General features: G+C 56.9%; 20 protein-coding genes. 5 read left to right on the top strand and 15 right to left on the bottom strand.

Translation table 11 applies throughout. The features are described 5' to 3' along the window. The first annotated feature begins 122 nt into the window (after positions 1 to 122). Positions 123 to 1,451 carry an acyltransferase family protein gene (locus tag EH31_RS03480; RefSeq protein ID WP_206742005.1) on the top strand — a complete coding sequence of 443 codons (1,329 nt, stop codon included), beginning with the start codon at positions 123 to 125 and terminating at the stop codon, positions 1,449 to 1,451. A gap of 234 nt (positions 1,452 to 1,685) precedes the next feature. Here EH31_RS03480 and EH31_RS03475 read toward each other — a convergent pair whose 3' ends face one another. Together EH31_RS03475 and EH31_RS03470 are read right to left on the bottom strand one after the other, a co-directional pair. After that, positions 1,686 to 2,933: an SAM-dependent methyltransferase gene (locus EH31_RS03475; RefSeq protein ID WP_034958100.1), complete on the bottom strand. Its 1,248-nt coding sequence runs from the start codon at positions 2,931 to 2,933 to the stop codon at positions 1,686 to 1,688. Between the two features lie 112 nt (positions 2,934 to 3,045). Continuing rightward, positions 3,046 to 4,380, bottom strand: a complete 1,335-nt coding sequence (locus tag EH31_RS03470) for an SAM-dependent methyltransferase (protein WP_034958098.1) — start codon at positions 4,378 to 4,380, stop codon at positions 3,046 to 3,048. A gap of 96 nt (positions 4,381 to 4,476) precedes the next feature. Between EH31_RS03470 and EH31_RS03465 the strand changes: the two genes are divergently transcribed. Further along, entirely contained in the window at positions 4,477 to 4,914 is a 438-nt protein-coding gene (locus EH31_RS03465) for a DUF1801 domain-containing protein (RefSeq protein WP_034958096.1), read from the top strand. 6 nt (positions 4,915 to 4,920) lie between these two features. Here EH31_RS03465 and EH31_RS03460 read toward each other — a convergent pair whose 3' ends face one another. Genes EH31_RS03460 through EH31_RS03450 form a run of 3 tightly spaced genes read right to left on the bottom strand, consistent with a single transcriptional unit; the run spans position 4,921 to position 7,107 of the window. Next, on the bottom strand, positions 4,921 to 5,670 hold the full coding sequence (locus EH31_RS03460; protein WP_034958094.1) for a molybdopterin-dependent oxidoreductase: 750 nt from the start codon (positions 5,668 to 5,670) through the stop codon (positions 4,921 to 4,923). Next, a complete protein-coding gene (locus EH31_RS03455; protein WP_034958092.1) occupies positions 5,663 to 6,340 on the bottom strand; it encodes a cytochrome b/b6 domain-containing protein in 678 nt (225 codons plus the stop codon). Before EH31_RS03455 ends, EH31_RS03460 begins: the two co-directional genes overlap by 8 nt. Further along, positions 6,337 to 7,107 carry an SDR family oxidoreductase gene (locus tag EH31_RS03450; RefSeq protein WP_034958090.1) on the bottom strand — a complete coding sequence of 257 codons (771 nt, stop codon included), beginning with the start codon at positions 7,105 to 7,107 and terminating at the stop codon, positions 6,337 to 6,339. The genes EH31_RS03455 and EH31_RS03450 overlap by 4 nt, the downstream gene beginning before the upstream one ends. Before the next feature lie 74 nt (positions 7,108 to 7,181). Between EH31_RS03450 and EH31_RS03445 the strand changes: the two genes are divergently transcribed. Continuing rightward, positions 7,182 to 8,021, top strand: coding sequence for a PhzF family phenazine biosynthesis protein (locus EH31_RS03445; RefSeq protein ID WP_034958905.1), 840 nt, complete (start codon positions 7,182 to 7,184; stop codon positions 8,019 to 8,021). 49 nt (positions 8,022 to 8,070) lie between these two features. Here the strand turns inward: EH31_RS03445 and EH31_RS03440 are convergent, their stop codons facing one another. From EH31_RS03440 to EH31_RS17915, 9 genes are all read right to left on the bottom strand, one after another. Beyond that, positions 8,071 to 8,520 (bottom strand): glycine zipper 2TM domain-containing protein, encoded by a 450-nt coding sequence (locus tag EH31_RS03440; RefSeq protein ID WP_034958087.1) that lies wholly within the window; start codon positions 8,518 to 8,520, stop codon positions 8,071 to 8,073. Between the two features lie 142 nt (positions 8,521 to 8,662). After that, on the bottom strand, positions 8,663 to 9,325 hold the full coding sequence (locus EH31_RS03435) for an MOSC domain-containing protein (RefSeq protein WP_034958086.1): 663 nt from the start codon (positions 9,323 to 9,325) through the stop codon (positions 8,663 to 8,665). Continuing rightward, a complete protein-coding gene (locus tag EH31_RS03430) occupies positions 9,322 to 9,930 on the bottom strand; it encodes a class I SAM-dependent methyltransferase (RefSeq protein ID WP_034958085.1) in 609 nt (202 codons plus the stop codon). The genes EH31_RS03435 and EH31_RS03430 overlap by 4 nt, the downstream gene beginning before the upstream one ends. A 9-nt stretch (positions 9,931 to 9,939) precedes the next feature. Beyond that, positions 9,940 to 10,833, bottom strand: a complete 894-nt coding sequence (locus tag EH31_RS03425; protein WP_152553441.1) for a hypothetical protein — start codon at positions 10,831 to 10,833, stop codon at positions 9,940 to 9,942. A 41-nt stretch (positions 10,834 to 10,874) separates the two neighbouring features. Beyond that, complete coding sequence (rlmN, locus tag EH31_RS03420; RefSeq protein WP_034958082.1) at positions 10,875 to 12,128, bottom strand: dual-specificity RNA methyltransferase RlmN; 1,254 nt, start codon at positions 12,126 to 12,128, stop codon at positions 10,875 to 10,877. A 43-nt stretch (positions 12,129 to 12,171) separates the two neighbouring features. Next, the gene (locus EH31_RS03415; RefSeq protein WP_034958079.1) at positions 12,172 to 12,669 is read right to left on the bottom strand and encodes an invasion associated locus B family protein; all 498 of its coding nucleotides are present in this window, start codon (positions 12,667 to 12,669) and stop codon (positions 12,172 to 12,174) included. Next, entirely contained in the window at positions 12,662 to 13,144 is a 483-nt protein-coding gene (locus tag EH31_RS03410) for a GreA/GreB family elongation factor (RefSeq protein WP_034958078.1), read from the bottom strand. The genes EH31_RS03415 and EH31_RS03410 overlap by 8 nt, the downstream gene beginning before the upstream one ends. Before the next feature lie 11 nt (positions 13,145 to 13,155). Next, positions 13,156 to 14,118, bottom strand: coding sequence for a lytic transglycosylase domain-containing protein (locus EH31_RS17920; RefSeq protein WP_241765815.1), 963 nt, complete (start codon positions 14,116 to 14,118; stop codon positions 13,156 to 13,158). Continuing rightward, positions 14,111 to 15,079, bottom strand: coding sequence for a hypothetical protein (locus EH31_RS17915; protein ID WP_241765814.1), 969 nt, complete (start codon positions 15,077 to 15,079; stop codon positions 14,111 to 14,113). The genes EH31_RS17920 and EH31_RS17915 overlap by 8 nt, the downstream gene beginning before the upstream one ends. 150 nt (positions 15,080 to 15,229) lie before the next feature. Here EH31_RS17915 and dapA point away from each other — a divergent pair, with 150 nt between their 5' ends. After that, positions 15,230 to 16,111: a 4-hydroxy-tetrahydrodipicolinate synthase gene (gene dapA / locus EH31_RS03400; RefSeq protein ID WP_034958077.1), complete on the top strand. Its 882-nt coding sequence runs from the start codon at positions 15,230 to 15,232 to the stop codon at positions 16,109 to 16,111. Here the strand turns inward: dapA and EH31_RS03395 are convergent. Then, positions 16,108 to 17,163 carry a succinylglutamate desuccinylase/aspartoacylase family protein gene (locus tag EH31_RS03395; RefSeq protein ID WP_241765813.1) on the bottom strand — a complete coding sequence of 352 codons (1,056 nt, stop codon included), beginning with the start codon at positions 17,161 to 17,163 and terminating at the stop codon, positions 16,108 to 16,110. The genes dapA and EH31_RS03395 overlap by 4 nt on opposite strands. A gap of 100 nt (positions 17,164 to 17,263) precedes the next feature. Here EH31_RS03395 and smpB point away from each other — a divergent pair, with 100 nt between their 5' ends. Beyond that, on the top strand, positions 17,264 to 17,746 hold the full coding sequence (smpB, locus tag EH31_RS03390) for an SsrA-binding protein SmpB (RefSeq protein WP_034958903.1): 483 nt from the start codon (positions 17,264 to 17,266) through the stop codon (positions 17,744 to 17,746). The last annotated feature ends 47 nt before the right edge of the window (positions 17,747 to 17,793 follow it).

The following is a 17,793-nucleotide window of genomic DNA, read 5'->3' as shown; positions in this document are numbered from 1 at the left end:
AGGGGGCCGCGCGCCACCAATATTTTCTGCACGCTTTGATAGGCGATTGGGATAGACGAGCGGTATAGAAGAGCGGGATCGGAGAGACCTTAGTGTTAGCTATGTGGAACAAAGCGCGCGAGATGGCGCAAATGACGCCGCCAGAGCGCAATCGCTGGGTCGATTTTCTCCGGGCGGTATCCATTCTTGCTGTGGTTTTCGGCCATTGGTTGATGGCGGGGCTTTACGTTGATGACGCCGGCGCGCTGCAACGCGGCGATCTGATCGAAACATCGCAATGGACGCATTGGCTGACATGGGGTTTCCAAGTGATGCCCGTGTTTTTCCTCGTTGGCGGCTATTCCAATTCGGTGAGCTGGGAGGGGACCTTGCGAAAAGCTGAGCCCGGACAGACAGGCGTTTACCGCGATTGGCTGGCTGCGCGCGTACAGCGGCTGATTGCGCCAACTTTTCCGGTTTTGTTGGTCTGGGCGGTTATCGCCGTGGTGCTCACACAAGTGGCCTTTCCCCGTGATCAAATCCGCATGGCGACAGAAGCGGCGCTTATCCCAGTGTGGTTCCTGGCGGTTTACCTGTTGGTCACGGCCTGCACGCCGCTTGCCATGAAGGCGTGGAAGCGGTTCGGCTGGCTCAGCTTTGCGGTTCTTGTTCCTGTCACGGCTATGGTCGATTGGCTGAGGTTTGAGCACAGCGTGCCTTACATCAGTTTCACCAATTTCCTGTGGGTGTTCCTTGCGATCCACCAGCTGGGTTTTGCGTGGAGGGACGGGAAGTTCGATAGCCGCCTGTCCGCCATCGCGTGGTTTGCGATTGGTCTTGGTGTTCTGATTTCTGTCACCGTTTACGGGTTCTATCCGGTTTCAATGGTGTCAGCGCCCGACGGGTTCTCCAACTCGCTGCCACCGACCTTCGCGCTTCTGGCGCTGGGTGTGGTGCAGGTGGGGCTGGTGCTCGCGCTTGAGCCTGCGGGCCGCCGGATGCTGGACAAAGTCGGTGTTTGGACCGCGACAGTGTTGATGAACGGAATGATTATGACGGTGTTCTTGTGGCACCTCACCGCCTTTGTGCTGGTGATGACATTCGTGTGGATCGCGCTTGGCGGGATCGGGTTGGACAGCGTTCCGGGCACCGGTGAATGGTGGTCATCGCGCCCGCTTTGGCTTGGCATTTACATTGCGGCGTTGCTTCCCTTCATCGCGGTCTTTGCAAAGCATGAGCGCACATTCAGGCCGATCAGAGGTGGCCGCACTGTTCCGCGCGCGCGGGTTGTCGCAGGCGTGCTGCTGATCTGTATCGGGCTCGGCTGCACAGCGGGCATCACCATTGCGAGCCCGGAAGGGATCACAGGCCTGCGCATATGGGTGGTGGCCGCCCCATTTGTGGGCGCAGCGCTGCTCGGGTTTGGTCCGGTCTATGAATTCATCGCGCGGCGGCGGGAGAAGGCGGCCTAGGCTCAGGACCTATTAATCCCTCCGTCGTCCCGTAGGGATTTGACCAAAATGGCCCCGTGCTGCGTCATAAAGGTTTGAAAGACCGCCGGTACTCCTGCGCCTTTACTCCTTGCACAAGGCCATTTTGCTTCAAACCTCGAAGGTGGGATTAATAGGTCCTCTTTACTCCTTGCACAAGGCCATTTTGCTTCAAACCTCGAAGGTGGGATTAATAGGTCCTGAGCCTAGCTACTTTCAACCGCCCAGAAGGGTCTTTTCTGTTTCGCCAATATAGTCCCGTGTGAGCGGGAGGGCGTGCCGGTCACGTGTGTATTGGATCTGGAAATTGCACATTCCGCCGTACTCAAACACGGTCGCGGCGCCTGCAAGATAGAAGGTCCACATTTTGAAGAAGCGCTCATCATACATGTCGATGATCGCGTCGCGGTGCGCCATGCAGTTGGCGTACCATTGGCGGATGGTCTTGGCATAGTGGATGCGCAAAATCTCGATGTCGGTTGCCATCAATCGATATTTCTCGCTCGCCATCATCGTCTCGGAAAGCGAGGGGATATAGCCGCCGGGGAAGATGTATTTGCGCGTGAAGGCATCGGTCATCCCCGGTGTACCCATACGGCCAATCGTGTGCAGCAGCATCACGCCTTGGTCGGTAAGCAGGTTGGCGCACGCCTGGAAGAAGGTTTCAAACTGAGCTTTGCCGACATGTTCGAACATGCCGACAGAGACGATGCGGTCGAATTTGCGGCCAGCTTTTGCAAAGTCGCGGTAGTCAACGAGTTCGATCGAGACCTTTTCCCCAACGCTCGCATCCTCAACCCGTTCGCGGGCGAGGGTGGCTTGTTCTTCTGACAGGGTTATGCCGGTCACGTGGACATCATGGTGCTTGGCAAGGAAAATCGTCATGCCGCCCCAGCCGCACCCGATGTCGAGGACTTTTTGCCCCGGTTCGAGCGCCAGTTTGGCCGCAATATGCGCCAGCTTCGCTGTCTGTGCTTCGCCCAGGGTCATATCGTCATTTGGCCAGTAGGCGCAGGAATACTGCCAATGCTCATCATCCAGCATCAAGGCATAGAGATCGTTCCCGATGTCATAATGGTGCGCAACATTGTCTTTTGAACGGATCGCACTGTTGACCTGCTCAAAGGCGAAGGCGGCTTTGTTGACGAGTTTGCGCGAAAGCTTTGGCCGCGAGATATTTCCGCCTTTTTCCCACTTGCTGTTCGCCCGCAGCAATGTGATGAGCCCCATCACATCGCCTTCTTCGATGATAAGGCGTCCGTCCATGAAGGCTTCTGCGGCACCAATGCGCGGGTCCATGATGATGTCGCGCGGCACCCTATCGTCTGCCATTCGCACGACGATCTCTGGAAAGCCGTCAGCAGGCTCGCCGTGCACAGCGCAGCTGCCATCGGCGTACACTACACCAAGCTTACCATGCTTAATGCCCTTTTTCAGAAAGGTTTCGAAAAGTCTCTTGCTCATGGTCTCCCATTCGGCTCCCTCTTCTGAAAGGTTACCGTGAGAGCATTGGTGGCATCAAGCAAGCTTTGCGAAGGCTATGTCGGACCAGCGACAGATAGCTTGCGGCAAGCGGTTACTCTGCGGCTTCCTTAATCTCGGGATCAAACCGCCAGCTGGGGATGTCGCCGCGTGCCCGCAGTTTGGCGCTTTCCTCTTCGAGATACTCGCGCGTCATCGGGATGGCGCTGCGATCTTTCACATATTGCAGCTGCCAATTGACCATAGTGCCGTTGCGGAATGATTGCTCAGCCCCGGCAAGATAGAACAGCCACATGCGGTAGAAGACCTCGTCATACATCTCGGTGATCTCTTGCCGATGCATGACCGTGCGATTGTACCATTCTTGAAGCGTGTGGCTGTAGTGATAGCGCATCGCTTCCACGTCCATCACCTGCCAACCGTTCTTCTCGCTTTCGGTGACAAGCTCGGAAAGGGCAGGGATATAGCCGCCGGGGAAAATATACTTGCGGGTCCAGGCATCGGTATAACCCGGCGCGCCGCTGCGGCCGCAGCAGTGTGAAATCATCACGCCGTCGTTCTTGAGCAATCTGTTCGTATGCTCAAAGAATTGCGGGTAGTGGATAGTGCCAACATGTTCGAGCAGGCCAACGGACGAGATACGGTCAAACTGCCCTTCAACATCGCGGTAATCGCACAGCTCAAACTTGACCTTGTCATCGACGCCAAGTTCCTTCGCGCGCTCGTTCGAGAAGGCGATCTGGTCAGGCGCCAGCGCCACGCCAAGGACTTCGCAATCATACATCTTATTGAGGTAAAGCGCGAAACCGCCCCAGCCGCAGCCAATGTCGAGCACGCGCATAGGCTTGCCGCCATTGTCCTCTGGCCGCTTCAGGAACATCTTGGCGGCAAGATGCGCCTTCTTGTCCATCTGCGCCTGTTCGAGGCTCGTTTTGGTGGGATCATCCTCGCGGTAATAGGCCATGGTGTACTGGCGATCTTCATCGAGGAAGCGTTCGTACAATTCGCGGGTGAGGTTGTATGTGTGTTCGGCATTGGCTCTGGCTGAACCGCGCAAATTTATACCATCAACTGCCGCCTTCATCTTCTGCAAGGCCTTGCGCAGCGGGCCTTTGGCTTTGAGAGAATTGTCGCCCAAACGCTTTGCATTCATGGTGACGAACAGGATCATGTCGCGGATATCGTGCGGCTCTTCGACGACCAGCCAGCCCCACATAAAAGCCTCGCCTGCGCCCATTTGCGGATAGCGCACAATGTGATTGGCGGCCTTCTTGTTTGTCAGCGTGATCCGGATTGGCCCGGCGCGCCCGCCGACAAGCGGGTCGTACTCTCCTCCGGGGCCATAGGAATGCTCTGTCCCGTGGTAATCCGTGACGATCAGCTTTCCGTGCTTGATCGCTTTGCCCAAGAATTTGTCGAGTAGCCACATATCCCGCGCAGTCCCCTTCTGCATTTTGTCGAAGTCTGCAGTGCGATGTGTTACCCTGTCAATTCTAGAATGGGATTTGGATGGGGAGGGCAGAGCATGGGAGAGGCCAAAACGCTTCCGAAAACGATGTCGGTTGACGAATTCATTGAGGCTGTGGAGCCTCAATCAAAACGCGAAGATGCCAAGCTGCTTGATGCGCTCTTTCGTAAGGTGACGGGCGAGGAGCCACAGATGTGGGGCCCTACGATCATTGGATATGGTTGTTATCACTACAAATACGAAAGTGGGCGCGAGGGCGATATGTGCCGCTCCGGCTTTAGCCCGCGCAAAGCCAAGCATTCGCTCTATCTCATGGGCCGGTATTGCGACGAAGCGACGGGCAAGAAGGTCGATGGGCTGCTTGAGAGAATGGGAAAGCACAAGACAGGCGCGTCATGTGTGTATGTGAATAAGCTTGCCGATATTGATCTGGCTATTTTAGAAGAGATTATCGGCGAGTGCTGGGGCGCAATGAACCGGAAATATCCCGAGTAAGCGCAATCATATCCCCGCATACCACTGATAATCGCCGATATCTTCCCAAAAGCCGCCTTTGCCGCCGTAGATCTCGTCAAAGCTTTCCACCGCCTCAATCGCGGTCAGATATTTGGCGTGTTTGTACCCCAATTGCCGTTCAATCCGCACCCGCAGCGGCGCGCCGTTTTTCTCGGGCAGGGGCTCTCCGTTCAGCTCATGCGCGATGATGGTTTGCGGGTGATAGGCATCGACCATATCGACGCTCTCGTAATAGTCGCGACCATACAGCACATCTGCGCAGCGAAAGACGATGAAGTTTGCCTTTTCGCTCACCTTCGCCGCATCAAGCAGGTCAGAGAGCACGGGACCTTTCCACTCCGCAATCGCGCTCCATCCTTCGACGCAGTCATGGCGGGTGATCTGCGTGCGTTGGGGCAGGGCTTTGAGGTCAGCCATCGAAAGCGCGAGTGGGTTTTCGACCAATCCGCGAACCTGAAGCTGCCAATCGGGGAAGCCTTGCGCAAATTGCTCGCGGTAGCTCGCATCATCGATCCGCACCGTGCCGTTGCCCTTGATGTCGGGTGATCGTTCATCGGGCGGATATTCGGGCGCGAGCGCTTGGCGAGAAGCGAGGGTACGATGGGCTTTGCGGTGCCAATCTTCGGCGGCATCGAACAGGTCGCTCACCGGTTCGCTTTCTGCCAATTGCGTGCAACCTGCGGCAGGCAGTGCGGCAATCCCGGCAAGCAAAGAGCGACGTCTAATATCAGGCATTGATCTCTCCTGAGCGTTTCCCGCCGGTGATCATTCGGGTGATCTGCGTGAGCGGCCCCGACCACAGAACCATCACAAGATGGATAAGGACAAATCCCGCAAGACCCCAGGCAAACAGGAAGTGCAGCGACCGCGCGCTTTGACGGCCGCCCAGAACATCGACCAGCCATGGGGCAATGACTTCAAAGCCCGGGCTAATCGCAAGGCCGGTTGCGATCATCATCGGGAGCCCCACGCCAAGGACAAGACCGTAAGCGATCTTCTGAACCGCGTTGTACGAGCGGTCACCATGTGCACCTGGGCGCGCATGTTCCTTAATCGCGGTGAGCCAATTGCGAGGACTCCAATCGCTCTTCGTGGTCGCAATATCGCGGGCAAAATGCCGGTTGATAAGGCTCATCACCCACATGACGAATAGACCCAGCGCAAACACCCAAGCAGACAAATTATGCCAATCGCGGCTTTCGGCAAGGTCATAGCGCTGAGGGATGGTCATCCATGCAGGGAAGCGTTGAACCACCAGCCATGCGTCTGCGGGATCAAAGCCATAATCGCCCCAGTATAAAAACCGGTGCGCGTTGGAGATATTGAGGCCCGACATAAATAGCACGATGAAGGCGATCGCATTCACCCAATGCCAAAGCCGGGTCGTGAGGGCGTGACGCTTCATGCCTGCTGCCGCTCACGCGCCAGATAAATCACATCGCGCGGCTGGGATAGCAGGTGCTGACCGCTGTCGATGAAGAGTGTGGAGCCGCTTTTAAGCGTACCTGTGCTCAGGAACAGCGCTGCATCCACAATCTCATCCGCGCCCGTCTTGCGTCCTAGCAAGTTAAGGCGGTGCGAAGTTTCGGTCTCATCCTCGGTCTGATCATGGCTTGCCAGGATTGCTCCGGGAGCAATGCCATAGACGCGCGCTGTGTCGCCTGCTTCCATCGCAAACATCTCGATCGTTGAAGCAAGCGCGTGTTTCGACATGGTGTAGCTGAAGAAATCAGGATTGGGGTTCTCGATCTTCATATCGGTCACCTGGATCGCGCACAAAGGCGCATCACCTTTCGCGATGTCGAGAAAGGCCCGCGTCATCAGGGCAGGGGTCAGCGCGTTCACTTGCATTGCTTGCCGGTTCGTATCGGCGTCGGGTTTGGTTGCACTGTCATAGTGAAAAATCGACGCCGAGTTCACAAGGCAGCGAAATCCGGGAAGACACGCGGCGAGGTCTTCGATCATCCCGGTCGATGCCGTCTCGTCGCTGAGATCACAGGAAACAGTTTCAGCCGAAGGCAAGGAGGCGGCCAAAGCCTCTGCCTCATCATGCGAGGTAAGGTGATGGATCACCACATGCCAGCCCGACGCCGCGAACCCTTTCGCGATTTCGGCGCCAATGCGCGTGGCGCTTCCGGTGATCAGAACGGCTGGCTTTTGCATGGATGTCATGGAGCAGAAAATTCTCGTCTTGCCTAGCTGTGCTTCGGTGCCACATGAGGCAATACGAAGAAGAGGAGAGAAAGTTGCCAACCTGCGATCTGGTCGATGTGTTTTGTGATGGCCCTTTGTCGGGCAACCCTTTGGGCGTGGTCCATGGCGGCGACAATCTGTCACCGGAGGAAATGCAGGCCTTCACCAATTGGCTAGGCTTTTCGGAGACAACTTTTCTGCTGCCACCCACGGCGCCCGGGGCGGACTACCGTGTGCGCATTTTCTATCCCGGCGGTGAGCTTCCTTTTGCGGGGCATCCGACCTTGGGATCGTGCCATTCGTGGCTTGCCGCTGGCGGGAAACCGGCGCGCGAAGGAACCGTGGTGCAGGAATGCGGGATCGGCCTTGTCGAAGTGCGCGTGGACGGCAACAACCTTGCCTTCAAAGCGCCAGAGCTTCTGAAATACGAACCGCTAACCGATGATGAGCGTGCTTTTGCGATTGCCACGACGGGCATTGACGAAGCGTCACTTGTCGAGGCGGTGCATGTGGTGAATGGCCCCAAATGGCAGCTTTTGCGCCTGAAATCCGCCGAAGATGTGCTTGCAGCCACGCCTGCTTCCAAGGCTCCGCTTGGCACTGATATTGGAGTCGCTGGCCCGCATGAGGCCGGATTTGAACGCGATTGGGAATTGCGAGCATTCTTTGCCGATACCCACGAACGCCTGACCGAAGACCCTGTGACGGGTAGCTTTAACGCAGGCGTCGCGATCCATTTGTTTGGCACCGGCCTCGCAACAGGTTCATACCGTGCAGGGCAGGGGCGAAAGATCGGCGCGAACGGACTGGTCTTGTGTGAGCAGGATGCAAACGGCGATGTCTGGATTGGAGGACGGTGCCAGATCGTCAGCAAAAAAGGGACGCTCGCCTGAGCGCCTTAGCGCCTGAACGTACGTCCCTTTTTGTCATGTTTAGCAGCGTTTAGCGGCAGCGAACATCGCCGCGGTCGAGCTCCCGGCCCAGAACCGCTCCTAGTGCACCGCCAAGCAGTGTGCCCACGGTACGGTCGCCGCGTGTATCGATCGTGCGTCCAAGAAGCGCTCCAACGCCTGCGCCGATGACAAGACCGGTCGTTCCATTATCGCGTTTGCAATAATAACGGCCATCGCGGCCTCTCCAGACGCGATCACGGCTGCGAAGGCGGCGCGGTTCGCGATAACGTCCGTCCCGGTCATAGACCCGGTCATTATAGTAGCCGCGACCCCGACGATAATCTCGATCATCATCATCCCAGTCATCATCCGCATAGTGGGATGTCAGGCTCATATCGATCAGTGGAGCGGTTGATGCAGGGGCAATCTCGGCGGCCTGTGCGGGCACGCTCAAAGCGGCGAGTGAGCCTGTCATGGCAATCATAGCAACAGTTTTCATCGGCGTTTCCTTTCAAGCCCCTCATGGGCGTGAATCGGTATTTCGTTCATCAAAGGCGAACGCCAGATGAACGACGCGTTGGAATCCGTGTTTAGAGACGAAGCGATTGCCGCCTGCGACCAAATGGTGCGTGCGTTCGTTTTTACGCAAGTTTCGCGCGTGCCCTTGAGCGCTCTTTAGGTGACAAGGCTTCTATTGCTGCAAGCTCAGCGTAGTCTTGCTGTGAACCCTTCCCAGCGTGCAAGGCGAAAGAGGCGCGCGCAATGGTCCAGTCCTGGTTGCCAGTTTCCACGCGTTCCAGAACATCGCCCGCCTCGGCCTCGCCAATTTCGAGGACGCGAAAGTACCATCCGCACCGCGCGGTTTTAACGATGGTTGCGACCATGCCTTTTGATGTGTCCGGGTCGCCTAAAGCTGCGCCAAAACGGTGTTCGATCTTCCAACATGGTTTGCGCGGCTGGCTGACCTCCAGCAGCGCGGTGCCAAGTCTGAAGCGGTCGCCAATGTGAACCTGCGTTTCCACAAGGTCGCTTATGGCAAGGTTAGAACCAAATGCGCCCGGTTCATCGAGCAGATCAATCGCGCCGATTTTCTCGCGCCAGAAATCATGGTGTGCAAGCGGATAAAGATGCACCGCCATATCCGGCCCGCCGTGGTTCTTGCGGTCGGCCTGTTCGTCGGGTGCGAGGCCTTCTTCAAGGATTTGCACCACGCCCTCGCGCGGGCGTTTTAAAAATGCGCTCAGTTCCGCGCCATTAAAGGGGCGGGCGGTGCCGGTGCAGATTGCTTCGAGCGTGCGTTTCAAATCTTCCTCACCGTGACGGCCAACCAGTCGCGCTGTGTTCCATCGCTGGCTTTGCCTGCAAAGACTTCGCTGTCAACGCGCTCAAACGCGGCTTCATCATAGGTTTGGATCAACCAATCGGACGAGGGGAAATTGTGCAATCGGCCCAGCAAGTCGCGTCCGTCACTTTTGGCCTCTCCATCGCCCAATTTGTAGCTCGCATAATGATATCCTCCGGGCCGCAGGGCGCGGTGAATGCGGGCAAGGACGTGGGGTAGCTCTGCGCGCGGGCAATGAAGCAGGCAGGCGTGCGCCCAGACTGCATTATATTCTCCGTGTGCCTCCAGTTGATCGAAAGGCAACAAACGCGCATTAACGTCATGGCGTTCATTGGCCTTGGCAACCATTGCCGGAATGCCGTCGGTTGCATCTAGGTCAAAGCCACGCTCTTTGATGCGCGCAGCATCGCGGCCTGCTCCACATCCAAGCTCTAACACACGAGCGCCCTCGGGTAGGCGATCAAGAAACCCATCCAAATGGCGCGAATGCGCGGCGGCGCTGCTCAATGAGAAATGCGGAGCCTGAGACTGGTAGAAGTCAAAAGTGGCCGGATCGATTTCTGGCATTGGATGATGCTATTTCTCGACCAAAAGGTGCTCGTAAGGGAAATCCGTCTTATCCCAATGCGACACATAGACGTGAGGCGGGGCGAGAACGACACTGAACTGCCAGTCTGGCCTGATCGCCTGCAGCTTCTGATACTCTGCCTTGCTGAGCCGGGCGTTTCGCAGCCTTAGGCCTCGCATGCGCTCGCCGACCACGGATCGCGCAAGTTTCTCATAGTCGGCAAAGGAAGTCGCCGCGACATCGCCTTGAGCGAGCTCTTGAAGTGAATTCCATGCTCCCCAAGAGTCGCCAAAATCCAGGAAAGTGAGGGCTGGAAAAAGGTCGCTTTCGGCAAGCCCTGTGATGAAATGATAATGCCTGTAAGTTGATGCGCATTCGAGATACTCAAGCTTCTCCAACCGCGTTTTCAGCTTGGTAAGATCAAGTGGTTGAGGCAATGTAACCAACTGCAGACTAGGCATTTGTGATAGCATTGCCTCTAGTTCGCCATCCTCAAGATAGCTGCAGTTGTGATCGCCCGGGTCGGTTGGTCTAATCCACAGGGTACTCAAATTCGGGAATGTTACATCGCTGCTGATGACATCCTCGAACATGTAGATGCGCGAGCCATTTGCGCCTTGATCTGGCCCACCGATGCGCAAACTGCCCAGGGTTCTGGCGACTTCCGGCTCACAAAGGGTCTTGAGCAACGCATCCCATCCTGGTCCATAATCAGGACCGTAATAGTCAAGCGCCAGCACATCTCCAAGGTGGGAAGCACGCAGTTGCGGGTGGTCATTGTCGATAAACCACCCGGTGCGTGGAAGGCTAGAGGGATCGAATTCACCGAAGTCGTCCTCTTCGCCAAATTCTTCAACCAGCTGCGCATTTATTGTCTGCTGAGACTGCCCGATAATGGCCATTGCCTTGTCAAGATCACTCGTCATTCAAGGGTCCTTCCTGACTAACCTGTTTGTGCTGCCGCCTCTCGGTCGAGCTCTTCACGATCTCTTTGCGCCCGGCTCTTTTTCTGCGCCGCCGTCTTCAATTGCCCGCATGCTGCATCGATATCGCGGCCACGAGGGGTGCGAACCGGCGCGCTGATGCCGCCTTCGAATACGATGTTGCTGAATGCCCTGATCCGTTCAGGCGTCGAGCATTCATATTCTGCGCCTGGCCACGGGTTGAAGGGGATAAGGTTCACCTTGGCAGGCAAATTGAACTTTTTGAGAAGACGGACAAGCTCATGCGCGTCTTCATCTGAGTCGTTCTTGTCTTTGAGCATCACATATTCAAACGTAATCCGCCGCGCGTTGGAGGCGCCGGGATAGTCGGCACATGCCTGTAGCAGGTCTTCGATCCCGTATTTCTTGTTCAAGGGCACGATCTCGTCGCGCACTTCCTTGTTAACGGCATGGAGCGACACCGCGAGATTGACGCCGATTTCCTCACCGCAACGCTCCATCGCTGGGATGACGCCGCTGGTGGACAGGGTTATCCGGCGCTTTGACAGGGCAAGACCTTCGCCATCCATCACCAGCTTCAACGCGTCGCGAACATAGTCGAAGTTGTAGAGCGGCTCGCCCATGCCCATCATGACGATGTTGGTGAGCAGGCGGCCATCAGATGTGTAGTCACCGGCATCCTCCGCCTCATCGAGGCCGTCCATGACGCCTTTGGGCCACTCGCCAAGGGCATCACGGGCCAGCATCACCTGTCCGACAATCTCCCCCGGGGTGAGATTGCGAACAAGACGCATGGTGCCGGTGTGACAGAAGGTGCAATTCAACGTGCAGCCCACTTGAGAGGATACGCACAGCGTCCCGCGATCTGCGTCGGGAATAAACACCATTTCAAAATCATGGCCGTCATCGGTCTGAAGCAGCCATTTGCGGGTGCCATCCGATGAATGCTGCGCCTCAACCACATGGGGCCTGCCGATCACAAACCGTTCGCTGAGCCACGGGCGCATTGTCTTGGAAATATCAGTCATAGCGTCAAAGTCGGTGACGCCGCGGTGATAAATCCAGTGATAGACCTGTTTGGACCGCAGCTTTGCCTGACGCGGATCAAGGCCCGCTTCTACAAAAATCTCACAGATGCGCGCACGAGAAACGCCCATAAGGTCAAGACGGCCATCTTCGCGCGGCGTGATGTCACGCGCGACGGGAACCGGATCAACTTGTCCGGGAATAGTCATTAGGTTCGTATCTGCCATGATGCCTCGCGCATATATGCGTGCGCGCGCAGTTTGTCAGCCTCTAACCTCTCGAGCGATTGTTGGCGCAGCCGACGACGCTTGCGTCCATCGCAGTGGCGGCCCCCGCCAGGCTGTAGCGGTCGGAGAAGCGCGCGCCATTGGCCCTGCGGGCGGTGACGGTCATGCGCGTGGCAGAGCGCATCGCGGCAATGACCCCTGCATCCACCGAGGCGTTTGTCGCCCAAGCGTTGCGGCCTTGAGTGACAAGTTCGAATTTCCTGTCACCGATGGTGAGGGTTGCGCCGGTGTCCTCTCCCGCGTCGCGCGAGAGGCGAAAATAGACTTGCCCGCGAAGGCCCTTGTCCGGCCAAGTGGCTACGCTGGCATACGGGCCGGGTGAACCAGAACGCGGCTTAGCAATGGCATAGCAGCGCGAAGGACTGTCATCGCGAAAGGCCGCCCAATTGGAATAGACGCCAAGGCTATCACGCGCCTGTGCGGGCACAACAAATGCGCAAACTGCGATAAGGGCGGTGAGCGTAGGGGCAGCTTTAATCATAATGCACCGCCATCACTTCCCATTCTTTAAGGCCGCCGGGAAGCCTGACTGTGCGCAAATCCCCGATTGATGCGCCTTTGATCGCTTTGGCGATGGGAGAGGACCACCCAACTCTACCTGTGCCAGCGTCCTGTTCATCATCGCCCACGATTTGAACCGTCATGCGTTCATCATCTTCATCGGCAAGCTCTACCCGGGCGCCAAAGAACACGCGGGCCTTGTTGGGTTGCTCAGACGGATCAACGACGCGGCACGCCTTCATGCGCCGCGATAGATAGCCAAGCTCGCGGTCGATCTCGCGCATACGCTTTCGACCATAAAGATAGTCGCCGTTTTCGCTGCGGTCGCCATTTCCTGCGGCCCAACTGACGATCTCGACGATCTCGGGTCGTTCCTTGCCGAGCAAATGGTCATATCGCGCCTTTAGCGCCGCCATGCCTTTTGGCGTGATGGGTGGGCCCGGCTTACTCGCCATGGATGCTGGCCTTAGGGCAGGAAGCGATCGACAGTACGCGGCAGGCCAGCTTCGTTCGGGTACATATGCGAATATGTGACCGCATTGCCGATGACTCGCATGACGTAATAACGGGTTTCGAAATTGGCCGGGATCTTCTCGATCCACTCGACCCAATCGATGCCGCCATTGCGTGGGTCGCCGTTGAGACGAACCCATTGACGCACACGCCCAGGACCTGCGTTGTAAGACGCAATCGCAAGCGGATAAGCGCCGCCATAAAGGTTCATCCGTCGTGAGAAGTGAGCATCGCCCAAAGTGATGTTGTAGAGCGGGTCTTCTGTCAGTGAAGCGCTCATATATTGGATGCCAAGAATACCCGCTTCCTCGCGCGCGGTGCTGCGCAAAAGTTGCATCATGCCAATCGCGTTCGCGTGGCTTTGCCGAGTGCGGTCAAATTCGCTTTCCTGCCGGGCGATAGCATGGACCATGGTCCAATCGTTGACACGCGGGGTTGGAACGATGGGGAAGCCTGCACGCTCAACGCCCTTAATGCCATTGGCGCCTGCTTCCATGCCAAGCACCACTGCCATTTCAGGCAGAGCCGTTTGTTCGGCAAGCTGCGCGTACATTGCGACATCTTCTGGTGTCTTTGCACTTGCGCCGATGGCTTGGAAGAAACGGCGTTCGGTCTGCCATTTTTGACGGTTGCTCGCGATGGAGCGGATGGCCTGTACAAGCGGACGTGCTTCGAATTCAGCGCGCGTGGCCTCGTCCATCGTGACCGTTGGAAGTTCAGCAAATGTAGGCATCGGACGGCCCAGAGCGCCAAGCGCAAGTTGTCCGTAATAGTAATGTGGATATTCCGCCGCCTTCTCAAAATAGCGGGCGGCATCCGTTTGCATACCGGCTTGACGTGCCGCGCGACCTGCCCAGAAATATCCTTTGGACTTGGTCAAAGGTGTGCGCGCTGCATCACCATAGCGGTCAAACATAGGCGCAGCGGTTGCGCCATCGCCAAGGCGCCAGAGGGCATTCGTGCCCCCCCTTCCACATAAGATCGGTATAGCGGTCGCGCAGCCGGAAAGAGCCTTTGGAAATGTCAGTTTCCGGCGCAAAAAGATCATCAACCTTGCTCGCGATCCTGACCGTGTCTGAAACACTGGCCGCCTCAGCGCTTGTCAGCATGACACCCACAAGCCCTTCTGCATCAAAGGCAGGCGAGGCGAGTTGAGGACGGTTCTTCAAAAGGTTGATCGCAGCGCTGCGATCCCCGCGTTTAAGGTGATAGCTCGCAAGATTATACACGTAACCCGCATCGTTCATGGCACCAGCAGGTGTTGCCAGACCCGCCGCAGAAGGCGAAGAACCGCGAACCAGCGCAAGCCTTGCAAGCGCCAGATCGCGCTCACCGGGGGCAAGATTGATCAGATTGCGCTCAACCGCTTCAGCATCACTCTGCCACAGCAACGCATCGACACGCGCCGCGTGATCTTCTGGCGTAAAGCGTGATCCATAAAGGCCAGTCAAATAGGCTTCTGTAGGGCCAGACATTTCGCCGCCGCGCCATGCTTCGCGCGCAACCTCAAAGGCATCGCCGCGCTGAGCCGCCGCAAGCGACAAGGCGTAACGCGCACGCCCTGCATTCGTGAGCGGCGGATTGGCATCAAAGAACGCAAGGATTTCAGCTTGCGAAGGCGCTTCTTCGTCAAGGCGGCTTTCGGCCTTGCTGCGAATGATCTCCATCCGCGGAAAATCGGGATATTTGAGCGCAAAGCCCGCATAGGTTGAGAAGGTGTACGTCGCGTCACCCTGCAATTGTTCCCATCGCGCAATCGCGGCACCTGCAAATTGCGGCTGGCCAGCGACCATGTTGCCGCGCGGGGATTGTGTGCCCGTCTGCGCAAAAGACGCAGTTGAAATCGCTCCCAAAGAACAGGCGGCAAGAGCTGCCATAGCGCTTGTGAGAACTGGCGGTGATGTAAGCAATTTTCTGACCATGCTGGACATAATGCCGCTGGGCTCCTTAGTAGGCGCTGAACGAGAGGGCGGTTGATGCCCCTTTCAACCAATTTTGCATCTATTGATCAATACAGGAAATTAGCAATGTTCAGCGGCTCCATTCCCGCTCTAGCGACTCCTTTTCGGGACGGATCGTTTGATGAGAGCGCTTTTCGCAAACTCGTTGATTGGCAAATCGAAAATGGCAGCTCGGCGCTTGTCCCATGCGGGACGACTGGTGAGGCTTCGACCTTGTCGAATGCTGAGCATCACCGCGTGATTGAGGTGTGCATCGAACAAGCTGCAGGGCGCGTGCCGGTGATTGCCGGTTGCGGGTCAAACGACACCCGCAATGCTGCCTTGCATATGAACTTTGCAAAGAAAGCAGGCGCAGCAGCAGGGCTGTGCGTTGCACCGTATTACAATCGCCCCAGCCAAAAAGGTCTGATCGCGCATTTCAGCTATCTGGCAGAAACAAGCGACCTTCCCATCGTCCTTTACAATGTCCCCTCGCGCACGGTGACCGACATCGAAGACGAAACTGTGGTGGAGCTCGTCAAGAAGTATCCCGAACAGATCGTGGCGATCAAAGATGCCAGCGGCGATTTGAGCCGTGTGGCTGACCACCGCATGGGAATTGGCCGCGATTTTTGTCAGCTGTCGGGCAATGATGAACTCTGGCTGCCGCACAATGCTGCAGGGGGCAGGGGCGCGATTTCGGTGACTGCCAATGTTGCGCCGGCTCTGTGTGCGGAGTTCCAGGAGGCGATCAACAATAATGAATTGAAGCGCGCGCGCGAGCTGAATGACCGCCTCTTCCCGCTGCATTATGCAATGTTCTCAGACGCGAGCCCTGCGCCTGTTAAATATGCGCTAAGCCGCGTGCACGACTGGTTTTCGCCCAGCGTGCGCCTGCCGATTGTGGAGGCTTCCGAAGAATCGCGCAGGGCGGTGGATGCAGCGTTAGAGCATGCCGGGCTCGTCTAAAGCACTTCGTCTTCATCGAGAAGCGTCTCAGCAAAGCCTTCCGGTTCGCTGGCATAGATCGCATCGCTCAAGGATTCGATCCGTGCACCCACGCGCTCAGGGTGGTCGACATGGGCGATATGGAACATCGCATCACCTTGATGCACCACCGGCAGCGTCGCATGCCCGATGACAATCCCGTCAATCGGGCTAAGGATTTCTGCAGGCTCTTCGCCGAATAGTCCCGATACCGCTGCCAACAGATCGCCTTTCTTCACCGCATCGCCCGATTTGCGCATACGGTGCGAAACCCCGCCTCGCGGTGAACGAACCCATTGGGTCTTTTTCGACCGGGCAGGCGCTTTCATTTGGGCAAGGGTTTCGTCTGGCTCGATCATTCCCAGATGGGCAAGCACGCGCGTGATGCCCGATACACCAGCATCGATTGAGAAACGGTCAAAGCGAAGCGCCTCGCCCGTTTCCATCAAGAGCATGTCGACGCCTTCATTCGCCGCAAGCGAACGCATTGACCCATCGCGCAAAGGACTCTCGATAATCACAGGCGCGCCAAAAACCATGGCAAGTTCGACCAGCCTCTTGTTATCGGCAGCAATGCGGATTTGCGGGAGGTTGTAGCGGTGGATCGCGGCAGAATGAATATCAATACCAAGAGATGCGCGGGCGACCACTTCGTTGAAAAACACATTGGCGACCTGACCTGCGAGCGAACCATTGGCACTGCCGGGAAAGGAGCGGTTGAGATCGCGGCGGTCGGGCAAGTAGCGGCTGTGGCTTAGAAAACCGAAGATATTGGCAACCGGCACCAGCATAAGCGTGCCTGCTAGTGTTTCGGGCGAAAGATAGGTCGCAAGGCGCTGGATAATAGCGGTCCCGATAATCTCATCGCCATGGATGGCACCGCTCACAAAGACGGCAGGCCCCGGATTTGCGCCATGCAGAACACGAACGGCGAGCTGCGAACTGTAGCCGGTTGCCATTGTTGTGATGGGCAAACCGATATCGGCCTGACTGCCCGGCGAAACCGTCTCGCCGCCTATGGTAAAATCCGTCAACTGAGGAACCTTCATGCCATTGATTTAATGCTTGGAACTCACTGCGCTTCAATCACGCCGCTTGGCAAGCGAGAAGTGTGCGCCTATCTGGCACACCACCATGGCAAGACCCAAACCCGAAACCTTTGATAAACTCAAAACCGTCGCGGAAAATCGCCGTGCGCGGTTCGATTATCATATCGAAGACAAGTTTGAGGCAGGGCTTGCTCTTCAAGGGACAGAGGTAAAGGCGTTGCGCGCTGGACAAGCGACTATTGCCGAAAGCTATGCCGAAGTGCGCGATGGCGAGGTTTGGCTAATCAACGCCAACATCCCCGAATATAGCCACGGCAACCGCTTGAACCACGAACCCAAACGCCCTCGCAAGCTGCTGCTAAATTCGCGCGAGATCAACAAGCTGTTTGGCGCGGTCGAGCGTAAAGGCATGACTTTGGTGCCGCTTTCAATCTATTTTAATCGGACAGGCCGGGCGAAGGTTGAGCTGGCTCTGGGTAAGGGTAAGCAGGCCCATGACAAGCGCGCCAGCGTCAAGGAACGCGATTGGAAACGCGATAAAGCGCGCCTTATGCGAGAGCGGTCTTAGGGTCGCTTTCCACTAGGGCGGTCATCATTTTGACGCAAAACAAAGTA

This window comes from Erythrobacter longus (assembly GCF_000715015.1).
GTDB classification, from domain to species: Bacteria; Pseudomonadota; Alphaproteobacteria; order Sphingomonadales; family Sphingomonadaceae; genus Erythrobacter; species Erythrobacter longus.
The sequence above is the reverse complement of the archived record's forward strand: the minus strand, read 5'-3'. Positions and strand labels throughout refer to the sequence as shown.

Coding starts and splice junctions, on each gene's coding strand:
- EH31_RS03480 (WP_206742005.1), top strand. CDS start 123: ATGGCGCAAATGACGCCGCCAGAGCGCAATCGCTGGGTCGATTTTCTC.
- EH31_RS03475 (WP_034958100.1), bottom strand. CDS start 2,933: ATGAGCAAGAGACTTTTCGAAACCTTTCTGAAAAAGGGCATTAAGCAT.
- EH31_RS03470 (WP_034958098.1), bottom strand. CDS start 4,380: ATGTGGCTACTCGACAAATTCTTGGGCAAAGCGATCAAGCACGGAAAG.
- EH31_RS03465 (WP_034958096.1), top strand. CDS start 4,477: ATGGGAGAGGCCAAAACGCTTCCGAAAACGATGTCGGTTGACGAATTC.
- EH31_RS03460 (WP_034958094.1), bottom strand. CDS start 5,670: ATGCCTGATATTAGACGTCGCTCTTTGCTTGCCGGGATTGCCGCACTG.
- EH31_RS03455 (WP_034958092.1), bottom strand. CDS start 6,340: ATGAAGCGTCACGCCCTCACGACCCGGCTTTGGCATTGGGTGAATGCG.
- EH31_RS03450 (WP_034958090.1), bottom strand. CDS start 7,107: ATGACATCCATGCAAAAGCCAGCCGTTCTGATCACCGGAAGCGCCACG.
- EH31_RS03440 (WP_034958087.1), bottom strand. CDS start 8,520: ATGAAAACTGTTGCTATGATTGCCATGACAGGCTCACTCGCCGCTTTG.
- EH31_RS03430 (WP_034958085.1), bottom strand. CDS start 9,930: ATGCCAGAAATCGATCCGGCCACTTTTGACTTCTACCAGTCTCAGGCT.
- EH31_RS03425 (WP_152553441.1), bottom strand. CDS start 10,833: ATGGCCATTATCGGGCAGTCTCAGCAGACAATAAATGCGCAGCTGGTT.
- rlmN (WP_034958082.1), bottom strand. CDS start 12,128: ATGGCAGATACGAACCTAATGACTATTCCCGGACAAGTTGATCCGGTT.
- EH31_RS03415 (WP_034958079.1), bottom strand. CDS start 12,669: ATGATTAAAGCTGCCCCTACGCTCACCGCCCTTATCGCAGTTTGCGCA.
- EH31_RS03410 (WP_034958078.1), bottom strand. CDS start 13,144: ATGGCGAGTAAGCCGGGCCCACCCATCACGCCAAAAGGCATGGCGGCG.
- EH31_RS17920 (WP_241765815.1), bottom strand. CDS start 14,118: ATGTTTGACCGCTATGGTGATGCAGCGCGCACACCTTTGACCAAGTCC.
- EH31_RS17915 (WP_241765814.1), bottom strand. CDS start 15,079: ATGGCAGCTCTTGCCGCCTGTTCTTTGGGAGCGATTTCAACTGCGTCT.
- dapA (WP_034958077.1), top strand. CDS start 15,230: ATGTTCAGCGGCTCCATTCCCGCTCTAGCGACTCCTTTTCGGGACGGA.
- smpB (WP_034958903.1), top strand. CDS start 17,264: ATGGCAAGACCCAAACCCGAAACCTTTGATAAACTCAAAACCGTCGCG.